The organism is Mycobacterium europaeum (assembly GCF_002102155.1).
GTDB lineage: Bacteria > Actinomycetota > Actinomycetes > Mycobacteriales > Mycobacteriaceae > Mycobacterium > Mycobacterium europaeum.
Map to the genome: position 1 here is coordinate 132,269 of NZ_LQOU01000002.1, position 22,341 is coordinate 154,609.

The 22,341-nt window shown below is 71.3% G+C and carries 18 protein-coding genes and 1 pseudogene; 17 read left to right on the forward strand and 2 right to left on the reverse strand.

Annotation, left to right across the window (positions count from 1 at the left end; translation table 11 throughout):
* Positions 1-46: 46 nt before the first annotated feature.
* Positions 47-3,400: a bifunctional lysylphosphatidylglycerol synthetase/lysine--tRNA ligase LysX gene (gene lysX / locus AWC03_RS00645; RefSeq protein WP_420845630.1), complete on the reverse strand. Its 3,354-nt coding sequence runs from the start codon at positions 3,398-3,400 to the stop codon at positions 47-49.
* A gap of 429 nt (positions 3,401-3,829) precedes the next feature.
* On the opposite strand from lysX, the gene infC reads away from it, so the two are divergent.
* The 4 genes from infC to AWC03_RS00665 are packed head-to-tail and all read left to right on the forward strand — an operon-like array spanning position 3,830 to position 5,923.
* Positions 3,830-4,438: a translation initiation factor IF-3 gene (infC, locus tag AWC03_RS00650; RefSeq protein WP_085238593.1), complete on the forward strand. Its 609-nt coding sequence runs from the start codon at positions 3,830-3,832 to the stop codon at positions 4,436-4,438.
* Positions 4,439-4,479: 41 nt separating this feature from the next.
* Positions 4,480-4,674 (forward strand): 50S ribosomal protein L35, encoded by a 195-nt coding sequence (gene rpmI / locus AWC03_RS00655; protein WP_085238594.1) that lies wholly within the window; start codon positions 4,480-4,482, stop codon positions 4,672-4,674.
* 58 nt (positions 4,675-4,732) lie between these two features.
* A complete protein-coding gene (gene rplT / locus AWC03_RS00660; protein ID WP_085238595.1) occupies positions 4,733-5,128 on the forward strand; it encodes a 50S ribosomal protein L20 in 396 nt (131 codons plus the stop codon).
* 3 nt (positions 5,129-5,131) lie between these two features.
* A complete protein-coding gene (locus AWC03_RS00665) occupies positions 5,132-5,923 on the forward strand; it encodes a TrmH family RNA methyltransferase (RefSeq protein WP_085238596.1) in 792 nt (263 codons plus the stop codon).
* Here AWC03_RS00665 and AWC03_RS00670 read toward each other — a convergent pair.
* Positions 5,910-6,965 carry an oxygenase MpaB family protein gene (locus tag AWC03_RS00670; protein ID WP_085238597.1) on the reverse strand — a complete coding sequence of 352 codons (1,056 nt, stop codon included), beginning with the start codon at positions 6,963-6,965 and terminating at the stop codon, positions 5,910-5,912. The genes AWC03_RS00665 and AWC03_RS00670 overlap by 14 nt on opposite strands.
* Before the next feature lie 190 nt (positions 6,966-7,155).
* Between AWC03_RS00670 and AWC03_RS00675 the strand changes: the two genes are divergently transcribed.
* From AWC03_RS00675 to AWC03_RS00735, 13 genes and pseudogenes are all read left to right on the forward strand, one after another.
* Entirely contained in the window at positions 7,156-8,079 is a 924-nt protein-coding gene (locus AWC03_RS00675; protein WP_085238598.1) for an adenylate/guanylate cyclase domain-containing protein, read from the forward strand.
* 8 nt (positions 8,080-8,087) lie between these two features.
* Positions 8,088-8,891, forward strand: a complete 804-nt coding sequence (locus AWC03_RS00680; protein WP_085238691.1) for a rhomboid-like protein — start codon at positions 8,088-8,090, stop codon at positions 8,889-8,891.
* A 121-nt stretch (positions 8,892-9,012) separates the two neighbouring features.
* Positions 9,013-10,056: a phenylalanine--tRNA ligase subunit alpha gene (pheS, locus tag AWC03_RS00685; protein WP_085238599.1), complete on the forward strand. Its 1,044-nt coding sequence runs from the start codon at positions 9,013-9,015 to the stop codon at positions 10,054-10,056.
* A complete protein-coding gene (gene pheT, locus AWC03_RS00690) occupies positions 10,056-12,548 on the forward strand; it encodes a phenylalanine--tRNA ligase subunit beta (RefSeq protein WP_085238600.1) in 2,493 nt (830 codons plus the stop codon). The genes pheS and pheT overlap by 1 nt, the downstream gene beginning before the upstream one ends.
* Before the next feature lie 37 nt (positions 12,549-12,585).
* Positions 12,586-13,645: pseudogene (gene argC, locus AWC03_RS00695) on the forward strand (N-acetyl-gamma-glutamyl-phosphate reductase).
* A 56-nt stretch (positions 13,646-13,701) separates the two neighbouring features.
* Positions 13,702-14,934: a bifunctional glutamate N-acetyltransferase/amino-acid acetyltransferase ArgJ gene (gene argJ / locus AWC03_RS00700; RefSeq protein WP_085238692.1), complete on the forward strand. Its 1,233-nt coding sequence runs from the start codon at positions 13,702-13,704 to the stop codon at positions 14,932-14,934.
* On the forward strand, positions 14,931-15,818 hold the full coding sequence (gene argB, locus AWC03_RS00705; protein ID WP_085238602.1) for an acetylglutamate kinase: 888 nt from the start codon (positions 14,931-14,933) through the stop codon (positions 15,816-15,818). Before argJ ends, argB begins: the two co-directional genes overlap by 4 nt.
* A complete protein-coding gene (locus tag AWC03_RS00710) occupies positions 15,815-16,999 on the forward strand; it encodes an acetylornithine transaminase (protein ID WP_085238603.1) in 1,185 nt (394 codons plus the stop codon). The genes argB and AWC03_RS00710 overlap by 4 nt, the downstream gene beginning before the upstream one ends.
* Positions 16,996-17,925, forward strand: coding sequence for an ornithine carbamoyltransferase (gene argF / locus AWC03_RS00715; protein ID WP_085238604.1), 930 nt, complete (start codon positions 16,996-16,998; stop codon positions 17,923-17,925). Before AWC03_RS00710 ends, argF begins: the two co-directional genes overlap by 4 nt.
* Positions 17,922-18,422 carry an arginine repressor gene (locus tag AWC03_RS00720; protein ID WP_085238605.1) on the forward strand — a complete coding sequence of 167 codons (501 nt, stop codon included), beginning with the start codon at positions 17,922-17,924 and terminating at the stop codon, positions 18,420-18,422. The genes argF and AWC03_RS00720 overlap by 4 nt, the downstream gene beginning before the upstream one ends.
* A 12-nt stretch (positions 18,423-18,434) precedes the next feature.
* Positions 18,435-19,631: an argininosuccinate synthase gene (locus tag AWC03_RS00725; protein WP_085238606.1), complete on the forward strand. Its 1,197-nt coding sequence runs from the start codon at positions 18,435-18,437 to the stop codon at positions 19,629-19,631.
* Positions 19,632-19,710: 79 nt separating this feature from the next.
* The gene (gene argH, locus AWC03_RS00730) at positions 19,711-21,129 is read left to right on the forward strand and encodes an argininosuccinate lyase (RefSeq protein ID WP_085238607.1); all 1,419 of its coding nucleotides are present in this window, start codon (positions 19,711-19,713) and stop codon (positions 21,127-21,129) included.
* 106 nt (positions 21,130-21,235) lie between these two features.
* On the forward strand, positions 21,236-22,297 hold the full coding sequence (locus AWC03_RS00735; RefSeq protein WP_085238608.1) for a type III polyketide synthase: 1,062 nt from the start codon (positions 21,236-21,238) through the stop codon (positions 22,295-22,297).
* Positions 22,298-22,341 lie beyond the last annotated feature (44 nt).

The window sequence follows — 22,341 nt, forward strand, 5'->3', positions numbered from 1 at the left end:
CGTTCACCCAATGTTCTCCGTGGACACGGCGCGCGCCCGGGGCCGGCTAGTGGGGCTTGGCCAGCGGGAATGGCAGCGTCTCGCGGATGCTGCGGCCGGTGATGAGCATGACGACCCGATCGATGCCCATCCCGAGCCCCCCGGTGGGCGGCATCGCGTACTCCATGGCTTGCAGAAAATCCTCGTCGAGCTCCATCGCCTCGGGGTCGCCGCCCGCGGCCAGCAGCGACTGCTCCTGCAGGCGGCGCCGTTGCTCCACCGGATCGGTGAGCTCGCTGTAGGCGGTTCCCAGCTCGATCCCCCAAGCCACCAGGTCCCACCGCTCGGCCACGCCGCGCCGGCTGCGATGCGGACGGGTCAGCGGCGAAACGGACGTGGGGAAGTCGATGTAGAACGTCGGCCGCTCGGTCCGGTCCTCGACGAGGTGCTCGTACAGCTCCAGCACCACGGCGCCGGCGTCCCACTGCGCCCGATACGGGATGTGGGCGGCGTCGGAGAGCTTGCGCAACACGGGCAACGGGGTGTCGGGATCGATGTGCTCCCCGAGGGCTTCGGACACCGCGTCGTGCACGGTCTTCACCGGCCAGTCGCCGGAGATGTCGACCGGGCTGAGGTGGCCGCCGTCGGTGCGGGGCCGCAGCACCACCTGCTCACCGTGGGCGGCCTGCGCGGCGTTTTGGATGAGCTCCCGGCAGCCGTCGATCCAGACCATGTAGTCGGCGTGCGCCTGGTAGGCCTCCAGCAGCGTGAACTCCGGGTTGTGGCTGAAGTCGACGCCTTCGTTGCGGAAGGCCCGGCCCAGCTCGAACACCCGCTCCACGCCCCCGACGCACAACCGCTTCAGGTACAGCTCCGGAGCGATGCGCAGGAACAGGTCCATGTCGTAGGTGTTGATGTGGGTGACGAATGGCCGGGCGGTCGCCCCGCCGTGGATCTGCTGCAGGATCGGCGTCTCGACCTCGATGAACCCCTTGGCGAACAGCGTTTCGCGGACCGACCGCAGGACGCTGCTGCGGGCGGTGATCAGCTCGTGGGACTCGGGGTTGACCGCCAGGTCGACATAGCGCGTCCGCACCCGCGCCTCCGGGTCGGTCAATCCTTTCCACTTGTTCGGCAGCGGCCGCAGGCACTTGCCGATCATCCGCCAGTCGCGCACGATCAGCGAGCGGGTGCCGTTCTTGGAAAAGCCCATGTGCCCGGTCATCTCGACGAGGTCACCCAGGTCGATGGCCGCGGTGAAATCCGCGGTGCGGCAATGCTCCAGACGTGAATTGTCAAGCAGCACCTGCAATTCGCCCGACCAGTCCCGCAGCTGCGCGAACAACACCCCGCCGTAGTCGCGGATCCGCAGGATCCGGCCCGATACCGAGATGGTTTCCTGGTCGTCGGCCTCCAGCGCCCGGGCGATGGTGTGGCTGGGCGGCGACCCCACCGGATAGGCGTCGATGCCCTTGCGCCGCAGCACTTTCAGCTTGGCCAGCCGCACCCGCACCTGTTCGGGCAGCCGGGCTCTCGACTCTTCGAGCTCCGCGGCGTCGCGTCGCTGTTGCAACTCGCTCACGTCCGGCGCCGAGCCGTCGTGGTGCAGCAGGCCCGACTCCGCCAGCCTGGGCGGCACGGCGGGGTGGTGGCCGGTGTGCACCCGGTCGCGGCGGGTGAACGGCAATACCAGGAAGCCCTCCGCGATCACCGAGGCGACCCCGACCCGGGGGATCAGTCGCGCGTCCTCGTAGCAGGCGTAGCGCGGAACCCATTCGGGTTGGTACTTCATGTTCGAGCGGTACAGCGTCTCCAGCTGCCACCACCGCGAGAAGAACAACAGCAGCCCGCGCCACAACCGGGCGACCGGTCCGGCGCCGAGCTGGGCGCCCTGCTCGAAGGCCGAGCGGAACATCGCGAAGTTCAGCGAAATGCGGCTGATCCCCAGCTTTTCGGCGGTCAGGGCGAGCTCGCTGACCATGAGCTCGATGGTGCCGTTGGGCGATTGCGGGGAGCGGCGCATCAAATCCAGGGAGACGCCGGTGGTTCCCCAGGGGACCAGCGACAGCATCGCCACCACGGTGCCCTCGCGGTCCATCGCCTCGACCAGCAGGCAATCCCCGTCCGCGGGATCGCCGAGCCGGCCCAGCGCCATGGAGAAGCCGCGCTCGGTCTGGGTGTCGCGCCAGGCGTCGGCGCGGGTGGTCGTCTGGGCCATCTCGTCGGCCGAGATGTCCCGGTGTCTCCGGATGCGCACGGTCAGCCCGGCCCGCCGGGCCCGGGTCACGGCCTGGCGCACGGCGCGCATGTCGGGCCCGGACAGCCGGAAGTCCGCGGTCCGCAGAATCGCCTCGTCGCCCAGCTCGAGCGCGTTCAGCCCGGCCTCCCGATACACCCGCGCTCCCTGCGTGCTGGCGCCCATGACGCCCGGCGCCCAGCCGTAGGTCTGGCACAACGCCAGCCAGGCGTCAATGGCCTGCGGCCACGCCCGGGGGTCACCGATCGGGTCGCCGCTGGCCAGGCACACCCCGACCTCGACGCGGTAGGTGATGGCGGCGCGCCCGCTGCGCGCGAACACCACCGACTTGTCGCGCCGCGTCGCGAAGTAGCCGAGCGAGTCGTTCTTGCCGTACAGCTCGAGGAGCCCGCGGATGGCCGACTCGTCCTCACCCGTGAGCGCGTTTTCCGCGCGCTGGGACTGGAACAGCACGATGGTCGCCATGATCAGCGCCAGCGCGCCGAAAAGGCCGAAGATCGCGTTGAGGAACACGTGCGGCCTGCCGGTGAACAGGTCCGGGTCGGCCAGGGCGAACCCGACCACCCGGTTGGCCACGTAGGGCAGGCGGTCCTGGCGGGTCAGCGTCCCCGGCCACAGCTCCACCAGGCCCCAGGACACCAGGATGCCGATCACGTCCCCGGCGACCAGCACCGCGGCGGCTTTGACCAGCGCGCCTTTGCGGACCTTGGCCCAGAATTCCCGGTAGGCCAGCACCAGCAGGACGATCGCGACGATGTGCACCGCGAATCCGAGGTTCTCCCCGAAGGTCTCTGCCGCGGTGTTGTCCCCGGCGGCCATGTCGGCAGCGTTGACCCCCGCGGCCAGGATCATCTGGCCGAGCAAAAGCAGCCAGGCGACCCGCTTGCGCGCGCTCAGGGCCGCCGCCAGCAACGCCAGCACGAACGACCACGCGATGCTGGTGTCGGGGAAGTTGAACAGGTAGCTGTTGATGAACTCGCGGGGGACCCTGATCAGAAACCGGATCAGCGGGGACACGCTCGCCAGCAACGACACCGTGGCGATGACGCCCACGATCCACCCGGCCGCCGCCGGTACCCAGCGATACCGGGACTGCGACCGGCCGCGGGGTCCCGAACGCGACCCCGAACGAGAGGAAGCGAGTGTCACAGACCGCGAGGATATGCCCTCAGTCCGTGAAAAGCTTGGCGAAGCGCTAAGAGCGGCGAGCAATAATTCGCCCGGTGGCGGGCGTGGGCCGGCGCCGGACGAACGAGGGCGGGGGCTAAGTACGAAAAGCCGCCCCGTGGCTGCTAAACTGACGTCCGCGACCATCCCGGCGAAGGCCAGGAACAGTTAAGTGGAGTCCCACTCCCACCGCGGGCCACGAATTTCTTCAAGGCTTTGCGGTCCGGTCACAGACATCGCGTGTGTCTGTTCCGCGAGCGACGCGGGCGGCTTGACCAATGGCAGGCCGTGATCGGTCGGCATTGGGCCCTGCTACGTGCAGGGCTTTTCTGCTGGTGGTGTGGTGTTTCCGCCGCTGCATTCCGAATCGGACCCAGGCGCTGGCCGTGATGGCACGACACGTATAAGCCCAACAAGGGAGGCCCCATCAGCACTGAGACCCGCGTCAACGAGCGCATCCGCGTACCTGAAGTCAGACTGATCGGCCCCGGGGGAGAGCAGGTAGGCATAGTGCGCATCGAAGACGCACTGCGCGTCGCCGCGGACGCCGATCTCGACCTTGTCGAAGTCGCCCCCAACGCCAGACCCCCGGTCTGCAAGATCATGGACTACGGCAAGTTCAAATACGAGGCGGCGCAAAAGGCGCGCGAATCCCGCCGCAACCAGCAGCAGACCGTCGTCAAAGAGCAGAAGCTGCGACCGAAGATCGACGATCACGATTACGAGACCAAGAAGGGTCACGTGATCCGCTTCCTGGAGGCGGGTTCGAAGGTGAAGGTCACCATCATGTTCCGCGGACGCGAGCAGTCGCGGCCCGAACTGGGCTACCGCCTGTTGCAGCGGCTGGGCGCCGACGTGGCCGAATACGGCTTCGTCGAAACGTCCGCCAAGCAGGACGGCCGCAACATGACGATGGTGCTGGCCCCGCACCGCGGCGCGAAGACCCGCGCCAGGGCGCGGCACCCCGAGGGACCCGGGGACGGCACGGCGCCGGACACCGACGCCTCCGCCGACACCACCCCTTCACCCAACTGACCGGCACGACACAGAACTGATGAAGCAGAAGTAGAGGAAACATGCCCAAGGCCAAGACCCACAGCGGGGCTTCGAAGCGGTTCCGGCGCACCGGAACCGGCAAGATCGTCCGCCAGAAAGCCAATCGCCGGCACCTGTTGGAGCACAAGCCGTCCACCCGGACCCGTCGTCTCGAAGGCCGCACCACCGTGGCGGCCAACGACACCAAGCGGGTCAACGCGCTGCTGAACGGCTGACCATCGCGCCGGACCCGGCGCCCCACCATTTTCTTTTCAACGAGAGTAGGAAACCCCCATGGCACGCGTGAAGCGGGCGGTCAACGCCCAGAAGAAGAGGCGCAGCATTCTCAAGGCCTCGAAGGGCTACCGCGGCCAGCGATCGCGGCTGTACCGCAAAGCCAAAGAGCAGCAGCTGCATTCGCTGAACTACGCCTACCGCGACCGTCGCGCGCGTAAGGGCGAGTTCCGCAAGCTGTGGATCTCGCGGATCAACGCGGCGGCACGCGCCAACGACATCACCTACAACCGGCTGATCCAGGGGCTCAAGGCCGCGGGCGTCGAGGTGGACCGCAAGAACCTCGCCGACATCGCGATCTCCGATCCCGCGGCGTTCACGGCGCTGGTCGACGTCGCCCGGGCGGCGCTGCCCGAGGACGTCAACGCCCCGTCGGATTCCGGAGAGGCCGCCTAGCCCCTGCTGACCGAACGTTCGGCCCGGGTCGCCGCGGCGGTAAAACTGCATCGCCACGTCGGCCGCCGCCGCGCGGGGCGGTTCCTCGCCGAAGGCCCCAACCTGGTCGAGGCTGCCGCCGCCCGCGGCCTCGTTCGCGACGTCTTCGTCACCGAAGCCGCCGGGCAGCGGTATGCCTCCTTGCTCGGCGGGCAGCAGGCGCCGGTCCATCTGGTCAGTGAGCGGGCCGCGAAGGCGCTGTCGGACACCGTCACCCCCGCCGGGTTGGTGGCGGTCTGCGAGATGCCGGCGCCGCGGCTGGCGGACGTGCTGGCCGGTTCGCCACGGCTGATCGCCGTCGCCGTCGAGATCGGTGAGCCGGGTAACGCGGGCACGCTCATTCGCATCGCCGACGCCATGGGCGCGCGGGGCGTGATCCTCGGCGGCCACAGTGTGGACCCGTACAACGGCAAGTGCCTGCGCGCCTCGACCGGCAGCATCTTCTCGATCCCGGTGGTCGAGGAGCCGGACACGCCCGCCGCGCTGCGAGCCGTGCGCGATGCGGGGCTGCAGGTGCTGGCCAGCACCGTGGACGGCGAGACGCGCCTCGACGAGGCCGGCGGGCTGCTCGGGAAGCCGACGGCATGGTTGTTCGGGCCCGAATCACGGGGGCTGCCAACCGAAATCGCGGCGGCGGCCGACCATCGCATGCGCATCCCGATGTCCGGCGGCGCGGAGAGCCTGAACGTGGCCTCCGCTGCGGCCATCTGCCTCTACCAGAGCGCCGCGGCGCTGGGCGTGTTCAAGCGGCCCTGACTCGCCCCCGGGCGGGGCGCAGGCCCGCCAGCGACAGCGTCCCGTGCACCAGCGAGCCGGCGCGCTCCATCAGCGCCTTGGCCGGGTCGAGAGCCGAGCGGGGAGCGAGGCGGGAACGGGGAGGGAAATAGTGCATGGGCAGCCCGCGGCGGTCGCGGGGCGGTGCCATGAACGTCGGCGCCTCCACCAACGGCGCGTCGCTGGGCAGCCGACCCTCGGCGCGGCGGTAGGCGGCCAGCGCGCGCGGGTGCAGCCGGATCTCGTCGGGCACCGCCAGGAAGGCCAGTTCCACGAGCTTGCCGAACAGGCGCAGCAACACCTCGTCGCCCGGCGTCCAGCGCATGCCCGCCTTCTCGCGGACCGCCGGCTCGAACAGGCCCGCGGCGATCCAGCGCTGGCCGGCGACCAGCGGCTTGAACATCTGGTCCCAGACCGGCGTGGGCATCAGCACGAACCTGGGCTTGGGGATCCGGATCTGGAAGATGTCCAGGGTCGCCTGGTTGATCTCCAGTTGCTCGCGGCAGACCCGGTCCCAATAGTTGCAGAACTCCTCCCAGGAGCCGGGCACCGGCCGCATGCTCACCCCGTACATCCGGTACCACCGCACGTGCTCGTCGAACAGCTGCCGCTTCTCGGCCTCGGTCAGGCCGCCGCAGAAGTACTCGGCCACCTTGATCACCAGCATGAAGAAGGTGGCGTGCGCCCAGTAGAACGTTTCGGGATTCAGCGCGTGGTACCGGCGCCCGGACGCGTCGATGCCCTTGATGGTGTGGTGGTAACTGGTGATCTGCCGCCCGGTCGACGCGGCCCGGTCACCGTCGTAGACGACGCCCATGATCGGGTACACCGAGCGGGCCACCCGCTGCAGGGGCTCGCGCAGCAGGATCGAATGCTCTTCGACGCCCGCTCCCAGCTCCGGATACATGTTCTGGATCGCGCCGATCCAGACGCCCATCATTCCGGTGCGCAGATCGCCGAAGTACTTCCAGGTCAGGGAATCTGGCCCGAGCGGATCGTCGGATTTCGCTGGAGTGACAGTCATCTCGGCCTCCTGCGCTCACGATAACTTTGACAACGTGCGTTGTCTACGATTTCGGGCCCGCGCGCCGGTGGGTGTTATCGAGCGTGAACACCGGTGTGGCGCCCCCGTGATCAGGCGATACGTGCGAGCTCCGACACACAGCGGGTGGCCTTCATTGCCCGCCTCCGGCGGGAGGAAATAACCTGGCCGGGTGGAACTCGCGCGTCGCGGTTCGGACTCGGGCGAGCCCGAAGAGCCGACGGTGACGGCATCCGATTCGCCGGGGCGCTCCCCGGTCTCGGTGCACAACGCGACGCAGTGGTTGCACAGCCGGAACCACAGCCCCGGCGCGGTGGCCTTCATCCGCCGGGCGCGACGGCTGCTACCCGGCGACCCCGAGTTCGGCGACCCGCTCTCCACGGCCGGCGACGGGGGCCCGCGCGCGGCCGCCCGGGCGGCCGACCGGCTGCTGGGGGACCGCGACGCGGTGTCGCGGGAGGTCAGTCTCGGGGTGTTGCAGGTGTGGCAGGCGTTGACCGAGTCGGTTGCCCGGCGGCCGGCGAATCCCGAAGTGACGCTGGTCTTCACCGACCTGGTCGGGTTCTCGTCGTGGTCCCTGCAGGCCGGGGACGACGCGGCGCTCAGCCTGCTGCGTCAGGTGGCCCGGGCCGTCGAGCCGCCGCTGCTGGACGCCGGGGGACACATCGTCAAGCGGATGGGCGACGGCCTGATGGCCGTCTTCGGCGATCCGACGGTCGCGGTGCGCGCCGTCCTGGCCGCCAAGGAGGCGCTGAAGTCGGTCGAGGTGGCCGGCTACACGCCGCGGATGCGGGCCGGCATCCACACCGGTCGGCCCCAGCGGCTGGCGGCGGACTGGCTCGGTGTCGACGTCAATATCGCCGCGCGGGTGATGGAGCGCGCCACCAAGGGCGGGGTCATGGTGTCAGGTTCGACACTCGACCAGATCGCCCAGAGCGAACTGGATGCGATGGGGGTCGTCGCCAAACGCGCACGTAAACCCGTGTTTTCGGGAAAGACCACGGGCGTGCCGGCCGACTTGGCGATATATCGTTTGCGGACTCATAGGGAGTTGACAGCGCCGGATCACGGCGCGGAAACAAACCAGCCGACATAATGGATGCAATGTTTGGGGGCATCCTCGCCCGGCTGGCCCGGGTCCAGTTCACGTTGGGTTACGTGGCTGCGCTGCTTGCCGTCAGTTGCGCCATCCTGGTGCTCGGACCGCACGCCCATGACGTGCTTGTCGAGCGCGCCAGCACCAACCTGCACAACCTGGCCCACGGCCACGTGGGCACCCTGCTGGGCAGCGCGCTGGTCGTCGACGCCGGTCCGCTCTACTTCTGGCTGCCCTTCCTGACCTGCCTGCTCGCGCTCGGCGAACTGCACCTGCGCACCATCAGGCTGGTGGTGGCCTTCCTCGTCGGGCACATCGGCGCGACGCTGGTGGTGGCCGCCGCCCTGGCCGCCGCGGTCGAGTTCGGCTGGCTGCCGCTGTCGATCACCCGGGCCAGCGACGTCGGGATGAGCTACGGCGCGCTGGCCGTGCTCGGCGCGATGACCGCGGTGATTCCGCAGCGCTGGCGGGCCGCCTGGGTCGGCTGGTGGGTCTCGGCCGGTTTGGCCTCGGCGATCATCGGCGGCGATTTCACCGACGCCGGCCACACCGTCGCCGTGATCCTGGGTGTGCTGGTGTCGGCCCGGTTCCGCCAGCCTGTCCGGTGGACGCCGGTGCGCTCCCTGATGCTGGCGGCCTCGTCCGGGTTCGGATTCCTGATGCTGGCCCACCACTGGGGGACGATGGCCGCGGCGCCCGCATTCGGCGTCCTGGGCGCGCTGGCGGCGCACAAGCTCGTGCAGTTCGTCAACGGACGGGCGGCGCTGGACGACGCCGCCCTGGCCGTCCCGCAGCCTGCCACCGCGGGCTAGACACCGGGCCGCCCTTACCCCGAAGCGCCCGCCGGGCAGCGCGCACCGCATCACTATGATCGGCACTTGCCGCTGGGCAACTTCCTCCCAGCCCCTCATCCAGCAAGGAGAGTGTCGCCGCGTGGGTGCTCAGCCCGTCGACCTGTCACCGGATGCCCTGGCCAAGGCGGTCGGCGTCGCCCAGGAGGCCATCGCGCTCGCCGGCGACCTGGACGCGCTGGCGCGGGTGAAGACCGAGCACCTCGGCGACCGCTCGCCGCTGGCGCTGGCGCGGCAGGCGCTGGGCGGCGTCGCCAAGGAGGAGCGCGCCGACGCGGGCAAACGGGTCAATTCCGCGCGGACCGAGGTCCAGCGCAGCTACGACGAGCGGCTGGCGGCGCTGCGCGCCGAACGGGACGCGGCGGTGCTGGTCGCCGAAAGCATCGACGTCACGCTGCCCTCGACGCGCCAGCCACCCGGGGCCCGCCACCCGATCACCCAGTTGGCCGAGCACATCGCCGACACCTTCGTCGCGATGGGCTGGGAGCTGGCGGAGGGGCCGGAGGTCGAAACCGAGCAGTTCAACTTCGACGCCCTCAACTTCCCGGCGGACCACCCCGCGCGCAGCGAGCAGGACACCTTCTACATCGCGCCGGACGATTCCCGGCAGCTGCTGCGCACCCACACGTCGCCGGTGCAGGTGCGCACCCTGCTCGCCCACGAGTTGCCCGTCTACATCGTCTCGATCGGCCGCACCTTCCGCACCGACGAGCTCGACGCCACCCACACCCCGGTCTTCCACCAGGTCGAGGGGCTGGCGGTGGACCGCGGCCTGTCCATGGCGCACCTGCGGGGCACCCTGGACGCATTCGCCCGCGCCGAGTTCGGTCCCGAGGCGCGCACCCGCATCCGGCCGCACTTCTTCCCGTTCACCGAACCCTCCGCCGAGGTCGACGTGTGGTTCGTCGGCAAGAAGGGCGGCGCCGGCTGGGTGGAGTGGGGCGGCTGCGGCATGGTGCACCCGAACGTGTTGCGCGCCGCGGGAATCGACCCCGAGGTGTACTCCGGCTTCGCCTTTGGAATGGGCCTGGAACGCACCCTGCAGTTCCGCAACGGCATCCCCGACATGCGTGACATGGTCGAGGGCGACGTCCGGTTCTCGCTGCCGTTCGGGGTGGGTGCCTGATGCGGATCCCCTACAGCTGGCTGCGGGAAGTGGTGGCGGCCGGGGCTCCGGGCTGGGACGCCACGCCCGCCGACCTCGAGCAAACGCTGATCCGGATCGGCCACGAGGTGGAGGAGGTCGTCGCGCTCGGCCCGGTCGACGGCCCGCTCACCGTCGGGCGGGTGACCGGCATCGAGGAGCTCACCGGCTTCAAAAAGCCCATCCGGGCCTGCCGGGTCGACGTCGGCGAAGGGGACGACCGCGACATCGTCTGCGGCGCAACCAACTTCGCCGTCGGCGACCTCGTCGTGGTGGCGCTGCCCGGCGCCACGCTGCCCGGCGGGTTCGCCATCGCGGCGCGCAAGACCTACGGCCGCGACTCCGACGGCATGATCTGCTCGGCGGCCGAACTCGGTTTGGGCGCCGACCATTCCGGGATCCTGGTGCTGCCGCCCGGCACCGCCGAACCGGGCGCCGACGGCGCCGCGGTGCTGGGACTCGACGACGTGGTCTTCCACCTGGCCATCACCCCCGATCGCGGCTACTGCATGTCGGTGCGCGGGCTGGCCCGCGAGGTCGCCTGCGCCTACGACCTGGACTTCGTCGACCCCGCCGGCGCGGAGGCGGCCCAGCCGCCGGCCGGCGGGGAGGCCTGGCCCCTGACCGTCGAGCCCGGGACCGGTGTCCGGCGCTTCGCGCTGCGGCCCGTGACCGGGATCGACCCCGCCGCGGTGTCGCCGTGGTGGCTGCAACGCCGGCTGTTGCTGGCCGGCGTCCGCGCCACCTCGCCGGCGGTGGACGTCACCAACTACGTGATGCTCGAACTCGGCCACCCGATGCACGCGCACGACTGCGACCGCATCTCCGGTGGCCTCGCGGTGCGGTTCGCCCGGCCCGGGGAGACCGTCGTGACCCTCGACGACATCGAGCGCCGGCTGGATCCCGCCGACGTCCTCATCGTCGACGACCGGGCGACCGCGGCGATCGGCGGCGTGATGGGCGCGGCGAGCACCGAGGTGCGCGCCGACTCCACCGAGGTGCTGCTCGAGGCCGCCGTGTGGGACCCGGCCGCCGTCTCGCGCACCCAGCGCCGGCTGCACCTGCCCAGCGAGGCCGCCCGCCGCTACGAGCGCGGCGTGGACCCGGCCATCTCGGTGGCCGCCCTGGACCGGTGCGCGGCGCTGCTCGTCGAGATCGCCGGGGGAACGGTGTCGGACCGGCTGACCGATTGGCGGGGCGAGCCGCCGACGGACGACTGGGCGCTCCCGCCCATCCGGATCGCCGCGGAGCTGCCCGACCGCTTCGCGGGGGTGGCCTATCCGCCCGGGACCGCCGCGCGGCGCCTGGCACAGATCGGGGCGTCGGTGCGCGTCGAGGGCGACACGTTGACCGTGACGCCGCCGAGTTGGCGGCCCGACCTGCTGCAGCCCGCCGACCTCGTCGAGGAGGTGCTGCGGCTGGAGGGCCTGGAGGCCATCCCGTCGGTGCTGCCCGCGGCCCCCGCGGGGCGGGGCCTGACCGCGGCGCAGAAGCGTCGCCGCGCGATCGGCAAATCGCTCGCGCAGTCCGGCTATGTCGAGGTCCTGCCGACGCCGTTCCTGCCCGCCGGCGTGTTCGACCTGTGGGGCCTGCCGTCCGACGACGCGCGGCGCGCCACCACGCAGGTGCTCAACCCGCTCGAGGCCGACCGCCCGCACCTGGCCACCACGCTGCTGCCCGCCCTGCTGGAAGCGTTGGTGCGCAACGTGTCGCGCGGGCTGGTGGACGTCGCGCTGTACGCCCTGGCGCAGGTGGTGCAACCGACCGAGCAGACCCGCGGCGTGCAGGCCATCCCCGTGCACCGCAGGCCGACCGACGCCGAGATCGCCCAGCTGGACGCCTCGCTGCCCCGCCAGCCCCAGCACGTGGCCGCCGTCCTGGCGGGCCTGCGGGAACGCCGCGGCCCGTGGGGCCCCGGCCGCCGCGCCGAGGCCGCCGACGCGTTCGAGGCGGCCCGGATCATCGCCCGCGCCAGCGGGGTCGAGGTGAGCCTGCGGGCGGCCCGGCACCTGCCGTGGCACCCGGGCCGGTGCGCCGAGGTGCTTGTCGGGGAGACCGTCGTCGGCCACGCGGGGCAGCTGCACCCGGCGGTGATCGAGCGTTCCGGCCTGCCGAAGGGCACCTGCGCCATCGAGCTCAACCTCGACGCGATCCCGATCGCGGCGGCGCTGCCGGCGCCCCGGGTGTCACCGTTCCCGGCCGTGTTCCAGGACGTCAGCCTGGTGGTGCCCGCGCACGTGCCGGCCCAGGCGGTGGCCGACGCCGTCCGGGAGGGCGCCGGCGAGCTGCTGGAAGACCTGCAGCTGTTCGACGTCTTCACCGGCCCGCAGGTCGGCGAGGACCGCAAGTCGCTGACATTCGCACTGCGTTTCCGCGCGCCGGACCGCACGCTGACCGAGGACGACGCCAGCGCGGCCCGCGACGCCGCGGTGCGGCGCGCCGCCGACGCGGTCGGCGCCGAACTGCGCGCCTAACACCATCTGGAATGGATTTGCAAACCAATGCATAACCATGCAGAATCGGCGGAATGGCCGACGTATTGAGGGTGGCGGTTGCCGGGGCCAGCGGCTACGCGGGCGGGGAGATCCTGCGGCTTCTGCTCGGACATCCGGCCTACACCGACGGCCGGCTGGCCATCGGGTCGCTGACCGCCGCGGCGAGCGCCGGCAGCACGCTCGGCGAGCACCATCCACACCTGACGCCGCTGGCGCAGCGGGTGGTCGAGCCCACCGACCTCGCCGTGCTGGCCGGGCACGACGTGGTGTTCCTGGCCCTGCCGCACGGGCATTCGGCGGCGCTGGCCGAACAGCTCGGCCCCGACACGCTGATCATCGACTGCGGCGCGGACTTCCGGCTCACCGACGCCGGCGCCTGGGAGCGGTTCTACGGCTCGCCGCACGCCGGCAGCTGGCCGTACGGGCTGCCGGAACTGCCCGGCGCGCGGGAGCGGCTGCGCGGCGCCCGGCGCATCGCGGTGCCGGGCTGCTACCCGACGGCGGCGCTGCTGGCACTGCTGCCCGCGGTCGCCGAGGACCTGATCGAGCCGGCCGTCACGGTGGTCGCCGTCAGCGGCACCTCGGGGGCCGGGCGCGCCGCCAAGACCGACCTGCTGGGCTCGGAGGTGATCGGATCCGCGCGGGCCTACAACATCGCCGGCGCCCACCGGCACACCCCCGAGATCGCCCAGGGCCTGCGGGCCGTCACCGACCGCGACGTCACGGTGTCGTTCACCCCGGTGCTGATCCCGACGTCGCGCGGCATCCTGGCCACCTGCACCGCGCGCACCCGCTCGCCGCTGTCGCAGCTGCGGGCCGCCTACGAACAGGCCTACGACGGAGAGCCTTTCGTGCACCTGCTGCCCGAGGGGCAGCTGCCCCGCACCGGATCGGTGATCGGCAGCAACGCCGCGCACCTCGCCGTCGCGGTGGACGAGGCCGCAAGTGCGTTCGTGGCCATCGCCGCCATCGACAACCTGGTCAAGGGCACCGGCGGCGCGGCGGTGCAGTCCATGAATCTCGCGCTGGGTTGGCCGGAGACAGCAGGCCTTTCGGTGGTCGGAGTCGCGCCGTGACCCGCGCCGGCGACGATGACGCCGGCGCAGCCGGGGTAGGTGGGGGTACCTCCCGCTTGCGGGGGAGAGCGGCGCCATCTGTCGTAGCCACCGGGGCGCGGCTGGTGCGCGAACAGGGCGTCACCGCGCCCGCCGGGTTCCGGGCCGCCGGCATCGCCGCCGGCATCAAGGCGTCGGGCAACCGCGACCTGGCCCTGGTCTTCAACGAGGGCCCCGACTACGCGGCCGCCGGCGTGTTCACCCGCAACAAGGTCAAGGCCGCGCCCGTGCTGTGGACCCAGCAGGTGCTGACCACCGGGGCGCTGCGCGCGGTGATCCTCAACTCCGGCGGCGCCAACGCCTGCACCGGACCGGGCGGCTTCCAGGACGCCCACGCCACCGCCGAGGCCGTCGCGGCCGCGTTGTCCGAGTGGGGGACCGAGACGGGGGCGATCGAGGTCGCGGTGTGTTCCACCGGCCTGATCGGGGACCGGTTGCCGATGGACAAGGTGCTGGCCGGCGTCCGGGCGATCGTGCAGGACATGGCCGGCGGCCTGAGCGGCGGAGACGAGGCCGCCCGCGCCATCATGACCACCGACACCGTGCCCAAACAGGTTGCGCTGCACCACCCGGGCAACTGGACGGTCGGCGGGATGGCCAAGGGGGCGGGCATGCTGGCGCCCTCGCTGGCCACCATGCTCTGCGTGCTCACCACCGACGCGGCCGTCGACGCCGCCGCGCTCGACACCGCGCTGCGCCGCGCCACCGCGCGCACCTTCGACCGGCTCGACATCGACGGCAGCTGTTCGACCAACGACACCGTGCTGCTGCTGGCGTCGGGCGCCAGCGAGATCACGCCGTCGCAGGCCGAACTCGACGACGCCGTGCTGGCGGTCTGCGACGACCTGTGCGCGCAGCTGCAGGCCGACGCCGAGGGCGTCACCAAGCGCGTCACCGTGACCGTGACCGGGGCGGCCTGTGAGGACGACGCGCTGACCGCGGCGCGGGTGATCGCCCGCGACAGCCTGGTCAAGACCGCGGTGTTCGGGTCCGACCCCAACTGGGGCCGCGTGCTGGCCGCGGTCGGCATGGCACCGGTGACCCTGGACCCGGACCGGATCCGGGTGTCGTTCAACGGTTTCGCCGTGTGCGTCGACGGGGTCGGGGCGCCCGGCGCGCGTGAGGTGGACCTGTCCGGCGCCGACATCGACATCACGGTCGACCTGCGCGTGGGCGACGGCTCCGCGGCCGTCCGCACCACGGACCTGTCGCACGCCTACGTCGAAGAGAATTCGGCGTACAGCTCATGACCGTCAACACTCAAGAGTTGCCCACCGCGGTCAAGGCCCAGGTGCTGGCCGAAGCGCTGCCGTGGCTCAAGCAGTTGTACGGCAAGGTCATCGTCATCAAGTACGGCGGCAACGCCATGACCGACGACACGCTGCGGCACGCCTTCGCCGCCGACATGGCCTTCCTGCGCAACTGCGGCATCCACCCCGTCGTCGTGCACGGCGGCGGCCCGCAGATCACCGCGATGCTGCGCCGGCTGGGCATCGAGGGCGACTTCAAGGGCGGCTTCCGGGTCACCACGCCGGAAGTGCTCGACGTGGCGCGGATGGTGTTGTTCGGCCAGGTGGGGCGCGAACTGGTCAACCTGATCAACGCGCACGGCCCCTACGCCGTCGGCATCACCGGCGAGGATGCGCAGTTGTTCACCGCGGTGCGGCGCAGCGTCACCGTGGACGGGGTAGCCACCGACATCGGGCTGGTCGGCGACGTCGAGCGGGTCAACACCGCCGCGGTGCTGGATCTGATTGCGGCGGGCCGCATTCCGGTGGTGTCGACGCTCGCGCCGGACGCCGAGGGTGTGGTGCACAACATCAACGCCGACACCGCCGCCGCGGCGCTCGCCGAGGCCCTGCGGGCCGAGAAGCTGTTGATGCTCACCGACGTCGAGGGCCTCTACACGAGCTGGCCGGACCGCGATTCCCTGGTCAGCGAGATCGACACCGCCACACTGTCCCAACTGCTACCCACGCTGGAGGCGGGCATGATTCCCAAGGTCGAGGCGTGCCTGCGGGCCGTGACGGCGGGGGTGCCGAGCGCGCATGTCATCGACGGAAGGGTCGAACACTGTGTGCTGGTCGAGCTTTTCACCGATGCGGGCACCGGGACCAAGGTGGTGAGCTCGTGAACAATGCCGACACCCTCAAGCACCGCTGGGAAGCCGTGATGATGAACAACTACGGCACCCCGCCCCTGGCCCTGGCCGCCGGCGACGGCGCCGTGGTCACCGACGTGGACGGCAACACGTACCTCGATCTGCTGGGCGGCATCGCCGTCAACGTCCTCGGCCACCGCCATCCCGCGGTCATCGAGGCCGTCACGCACCAGCTGGCGACGCTGGGGCACACCTCCAACCTCTATGCCAGCGAGCCGGGCATCGCGCTGGCCGAGGAGCTGGTGGCCCTGCTGGGTGCGGAAGCCGCGGCGCGGGTGTTCTTCTGCAACTCCGGAACCGAGGCCAACGAGGTGGCGTTCAAGCTGTCGCGGCTGACCGGGCGCACGAAACTCGTTGCGGCGCAGGGAGGTTTCCACGGCCGCACGATGGGGTCGCTGGCGCTGACCGGCCAGCCGAGCAAGCAGGCGCCGTTCGAACCGCTGCCCGGATTCGTCACCCACGTGCCCTACGGCGACGCCGACGCGCTGGCCGCCGCCGTCGACGACGCCACCGCCGCGGTGTTCCTCGAACCGATCATGGGGGAGGGCGGCGTCGTCGTCCCACCCGAGGGATACCTGAGCGCCGCCCGCGACATCACCTCGCGGCACGGCACGCTGCTGGTGCTCGACGAGGTGCAGACCGGAATGGGCCGCACCGGGGCGTTTTTCGCCCACCAGCACGACGGCATCACCCCCGACGTCGTGACCATGGCCAAGGGCCTGGGCGGCGGACTGCCCATCGGCGCCTGCCTGGCCGTCGGTCCGGCCGCCGAGCTGATGACCCCCGGCCTGCACGGCAGCACCTTCGGCGGCAACCCGGTCTGCGCCGCCGCCGCGCGGGCGGTGCTGCGGGTGATCGCCGACCAGGACCTGGTCCGGCACGCTGAGGTGCTGGGCAAGGCGGTGCGCCACGGCATCGAGTCGGTGAACCACCCGCTGGTCGACCATGTGCGCGGCCGCGGGCTGCTGCAGGGCATGGTGCTGACCGCGCCGCGCGCCAAGGACGCCGAAAGCGCCGCGCGCGACGCCGGTTTCCTGGTCAACGCCGCCGCGCCGGACGTCATCCGGCTGGCCCCGCCGCTCATCGTCACCGGGGCCCAGCTCGAGTCCTTCGTCGAGGCCTTGCCGGCCATCCTGGACAGGGCCGCGGCATGACGCCCCGCCACTTTCTGCGCGACGACGACCTGTCGCCCTCCGAGCAGGCCGAGGTGCTGCAGCTGGCCGCCGAGCTGAAGAAGGACCCGTTCAGCGCCCGCCCGCTGGAGGGCCCGCGCGGGGTCGCGGTGCTCTTCGACAAGAACTCCACCCGCACCCGGTTCTCGTTCGAGCTGGGCATCGCGCAGCTCGGCGGGCACGCCGTCGTCGTCGACGCCCGCAGCACCCAGCTGGGCCGCGACGAGACGCTGGGCGACACCGCGCGGGTGCTGTCCCGCTACGTCGAGGCCATCGTGTGGCGCACCTTCGGACAGGACCGGCTCGAGGCGATGGCCGAGGCGGCGACGGTGCCCGTGGTCAACGCCCTCTCCGACGAGTTCCACCCCTGCCAGGTGCTCGCCGACCTGCAGACCGTCGCCGAACGCAAGGGGTCGCTCGCGGGGCTGCGGATGTCCTACTTCGGCGACGGCGCCAACAACATGGCCCACTCGCTGCTGCTCGGCGGGGTGACCGCCGGCATCCACGTCACCGTCGCCGCCCCGGCCGGATTCGCCCCCGACCCCGCGTTCGTGGCGGCCGCCACCGAGCGCGCCGAAACCACCGGCGGCTCGGTCACCCTGACCCCCGACGCCGACGCGGCCGCGGCCGGTGCCGACGTCCTGGTGACCGACACCTGGACGTCGATGGGGCAGGAGGGCGACGGGCTGGACCGCCTCACGCCGTTTCGGCCGTTCCAGGTCAACCAGCGGCTGCTGGGCCTGGCGGACCCGGAAGCCATTGTGCTGCACTGCCTTCCGGCGCATCGCGGCGACGAGATCACCGACGAGGTGATGGACGGGCCGGCCAGCGCGGTGTGGGACGAGGCCGAGAACCGGCTGCACGCCCAGAAGGCGCTGCTGGTGTGGCTGCTGGAGCGGGCGCAATGACCCGCAGCAAGACCACCCCCGAAACCACCCGGGCCGGCCGCCAGGACCGCATCGTGGCGATCCTGTCGTCGGCGTCGATCAGCAGCCAGAGCGAACTGGCCGCCCGGCTGGCCGACGAGGGCATCGAGGTCACCCAGGCCACCCTGTCGCGCGACCTCGAGGAGCTGGGCGCGGTGAAGCTGCGCGGCGCCGACGGCGGCGTCGGCGTCTACATCGTCCCCGAGGACGGCAGCCCGGTGCGCGGCGTGTCCGGCGGCACCGCCCGGCTGTCCCGCCTACTCAGCGAGCTGCTGGTGTCCGCCGACGCCAGCGCGAACCTCGCGGTGCTGCGCACCCCGCCCGGCGGCGCCAACTATTTGGCCAGCGCGATCGACCGCGCGGCGCTACCGTACGTCGTCGGCACCATCGCCGGTGACGACACGGTCTTCGTCGCGGCCCGAGAGCCGATGACCGGCGCCGAGCTGGCCCGCACGCTCGAAAGCCTCACCACAACCTAAGGAGATTGGTTCATGTCAGATCGCGTCATCCTGGCGTATTCCGGCGGTCTGGACACCTCGGTCGCGATCAGCTGGATCGGCAAGGAGACCGGCCGCGAGGTGGTCGCGGTGGCGATCGACCTCGGCCAGGGCGGCGAGGACATGGAGGTCGTCCGCCAGCGGGCCCTGGACTGCGGCGCGGTGGAGGCCGTCGTCGTCGACGCGCGCGACGAGTTCGCCGAGGGCTACTGCCTGCCCACCATCTTGAGCAACGCCCTCTACATGGACCGCTACCCGCTGGTGTCGGCGATCAGCCGCCCGCTGATCGCCAAGCACCTGGTGGCGGCGGCCCGCGAGCACGGCGGCAGCATCGTCGCGCACGGCTGCACCGGCAAGGGCAACGACCAGGTCCGGTTCGAGGTCGGATTCGCTTCGCTGGCACCGGATTTGGAGGTGCTGGCGCCGGTCCGCGACTACGCCTGGACACGGGAGAAGGCGATCGCGTTCGCCGAGGAGAACGCCATCCCGATCAACGTCACCAAGCGCTCGCCGTTCTCCATCGACCAGAACGTGTGGGGCCGCGCGGTGGAAACCGGCTTCCTGGAACACCTGTGGAACGCGCCCACCAAGGACATCTACGCCTACACCGAAGACCCCACCATCAACTGGAACACCCCCGACGAGGTGATCGTCGGGTTCGAGCGCGGGGTCCCGGTGTCCATCGACGGCAAGCCGGTGTCGGTGCTGGCCGCCATCGAGGAGCTCAACCGCCGCGCCGGCAGCCAGGGGGTCGGGCGCCTCGACGTGGTCGAGGACCGGCTGGTGGGCATCAAGAGCCGCGAGATCTACGAGGCGCCGGGCGCGATGGTGCTGATCACCGCCCACACCGAGCTCGAGCACGTCACGCTGGAGCGCGAGCTGGGCCGCTTCAAGCGCCACACCGACCAGCGCTGGGCCGAGCTGGTCTACGACGGGCTCTGGTACTCGCCGCTGAAGACCGCGCTGGAGGCGTTCGTCGCCAAGACCCAGGAGCACGTCACCGGCGAGATCCGCATGGTGCTGCACGGCGGGCACATCGCGGTCAACGGCCGGCGCAGCGCGCAGTCGCTCTACGACTTCAACCTGGCCACCTACGACGAGGGCGACAGCTTCGACCAGTCGGCCGCCAAGGGCTTCGTCTACGTGCACGGGCTGTCGTCCAAGATCGCGTCCCGCCGGGACCTGCGGTGACCTCCTCTGGGCGAGCAGACGCAAAATCGCATAAATTGGTCCGTCTGCGTGCGAGTTTATGTCTGTTCGCGGGGGGAAAGTGAGCACCCGCGAGGGGTCGCTGTGGGGCGGGCGGTTCGCCGATGGCCCGTCGGACGCGCTGGCGGCGCTCAGTAAGTCCACCCATTTCGACTGGGTGCTGGCCCGCTACGACATCGTCGCCTCGCGGGCGCACGCCGTGATCCTGTTCCACGCCGGGCTGCTCACCGCCGAGCAGCGCGACGGGCTGCTGGCCGGCTTGGACAGCCTGGCCGAGGGCGTGGCCGACGGCAGCTTCACGCCGCTGGTGACCGACGAGGACGTGCACGCCGCGCTGGAGCGCGGGCTCATCGACCGGGTCGGCCCCGACCTGGGCGGCCGGCTGCGGGCCGGGCGGTCGCGCAACGACCAGGTGGCCACCCTGTTCCGGATGTGGCTGCGCGACGCGGTGCGCCGGGTCGCCGACGGGGCGCTGGAGCTGGTGGCCGCGCTGGCCGGCCAGGCCGCCGAGCACCCGACGGCGATCATGCCGGGCAAGACGCACCTGCAGTCCGCCCAGCCGGTGCTGCTGGCCCACCACCTGCTCGCGCACGCGCACCCGCTGCTGCGCGACGTCGACCGCATCGTCGACTTCGACCGGCGCACGGACGTGTCCCCGTACGGCTCGGGGGCGCTGGCCGGCTCGTCGCTGGGGCTGGACCCGGACGCGATCGCCGCCAAGCTGGGATTCACCACCGCCGCGGACAATTCCATCGACGCGACCGCCGCCAGGGATTTCGCCGCCGAGGCCGCGTTCATCTTCGCGATGATCGCCGTGGACATCTCGCGGCTGGCCGAGGACATCATCCTGTGGAGCTCCACGGAGTTCGGGTATGTCCGGCTGCACGATTCGTGGTCGACCGGCAGCTCGATCATGCCGCAGAAGAAGAACCCGGACATCGCGGAGCTGGCCCGCGGCAAGTCTGGGCGGTTGATCGGCAACCTGGCCGGGCTGCTGGCGACGCTGAAGGCCCAGCCGCTGGCCTACAACCGCGACCTGCAGGAGGACAAGGAGCCGGTGTTCGACTCGGTCGCCCAGCTGGAGCTGGTGTTGCCGGCGATGGCCGGCCTGGTGGCCAGCCTGACGTTCGACGTCGAGCGGATGGCGGCCCTGGCGCCCGCCGGGTACACGCTGGCCACCGACATCGCCGAATGGCTGGTGCGCCGCGGGGTGCCGTTCCGGGCGGCGCACGAGGCCGCCGGGGCCGCGGTGCGCGCGGCCGAAGGGCGCGCCGTCGGGCTCGACGAGCTGTCCGACGACGAGTTGGCCGCCATCAGCCCCGAGCTGACGCCGCAGGTGCGTGAGATCTTGACGGTCGAGGGTTCGGTGTCGTCGCGCGACCGGCGGGGCGGCACGGCGCCGGTCCGGGTCGCCGAGCAGCTCGAAGCCGTCCTGGCCCGAAGCGAGGAGCTCAAGGCGCGGCTCGGCGGCCGGGCATGAGGACGCCCGTTTACGCTCCGGTCAATTCCAATCGGGCTAGAATTCCGGCTCAAGCGATGCGGCTGAACCTGTCAGACCGAATCCTCGTGACCAAGGGGTGGGACCAATGAGCGTCGTCGCGGGCGTGTCCGGTGCCTTGCCGCCGTATCGCTACTCCCAGCGTGAGCTCACCGACTTCTTCGTCAGCATCCCGGAGTTCGAGGGCTACGAGGACATCGTCCGGCAGTTGCACGCCAGTGCCAAGGTCAACAGCCGACACCTGGTGCTGCCGCTGGAGCGGTATCCCGCCCTGACCGACTTCGGCGTGGCCAACCGGATCTTCATCGACAACGCCGTCGACCTGGGCTGCGAGGCGCTCTCGGGCGCGCTGGACGAGGCGGGCCTGCGGCCCCAGGACCTCGACGTGCTGATCACGACGACGGTCACCGGCCTGGCGGTGCCCTCCCTGGACGCCCGGATCGCCGGGCGGCTGGGGCTGCGCGACGACATCCGCCGGGTTCCGCTGTTCGGCCTGGGCTGCGTGGCCGGGGCCGCGGGCGTGGCCCGGCTCAACGACTATCTGCGCGGGGCGCCGGACGCCGCCGCGGCGCTGATCTCGGTCGAGCTCTGCTCGCTCACCTACCCCGGGTACAAGCCGTCGCTACCCGGCCTGGTCGGCAGCGCGCTGTTCGCCGACGGGGCGGGCGCGGTGGTGGCCGTCGGCGAGCGCCGGGCCGAACGGATGGCCGCCGGCGGGCCCGCCATCCTGGACTCGCGCAGCACCCTGTACCCCGATTCGCTGCGCACCATGGGCTACGACGTCGGCGCGGCCGGGTTCGAGCTGGTGCTGGCCAAGGACCTGGCCCAGGTGGTCGAGGAGCACATCGAGCGGGACGTCACCGGGTTCCTCGGGGCGCACGGGCTGACGACCACCGACATCGGCGCCTGGGTCAGCCATCCCGGTGGCCCGAAGATCATCGACGCGATCAACGCGAGCCTGAGCCTGCCGCCCAATGCGCTGGAGCTGACCTGGCGTTCGCTGGGGGAGATCGGCAACCTCTCGTCGGCGTCGGTGCTGCACGTGCTGCGCGACACCCGGGCCAAGCCACCGCCAAGCGACAGCCCCGGCCTGATGATCGCCATGGGTCCGGGATTCTGTTCCGAGCTCGTCCTGCTGCGCTGGCACTGACAGCTGAGGCGTTCCCTGTTGTCCGAAACATCCGGCCGCGTCCG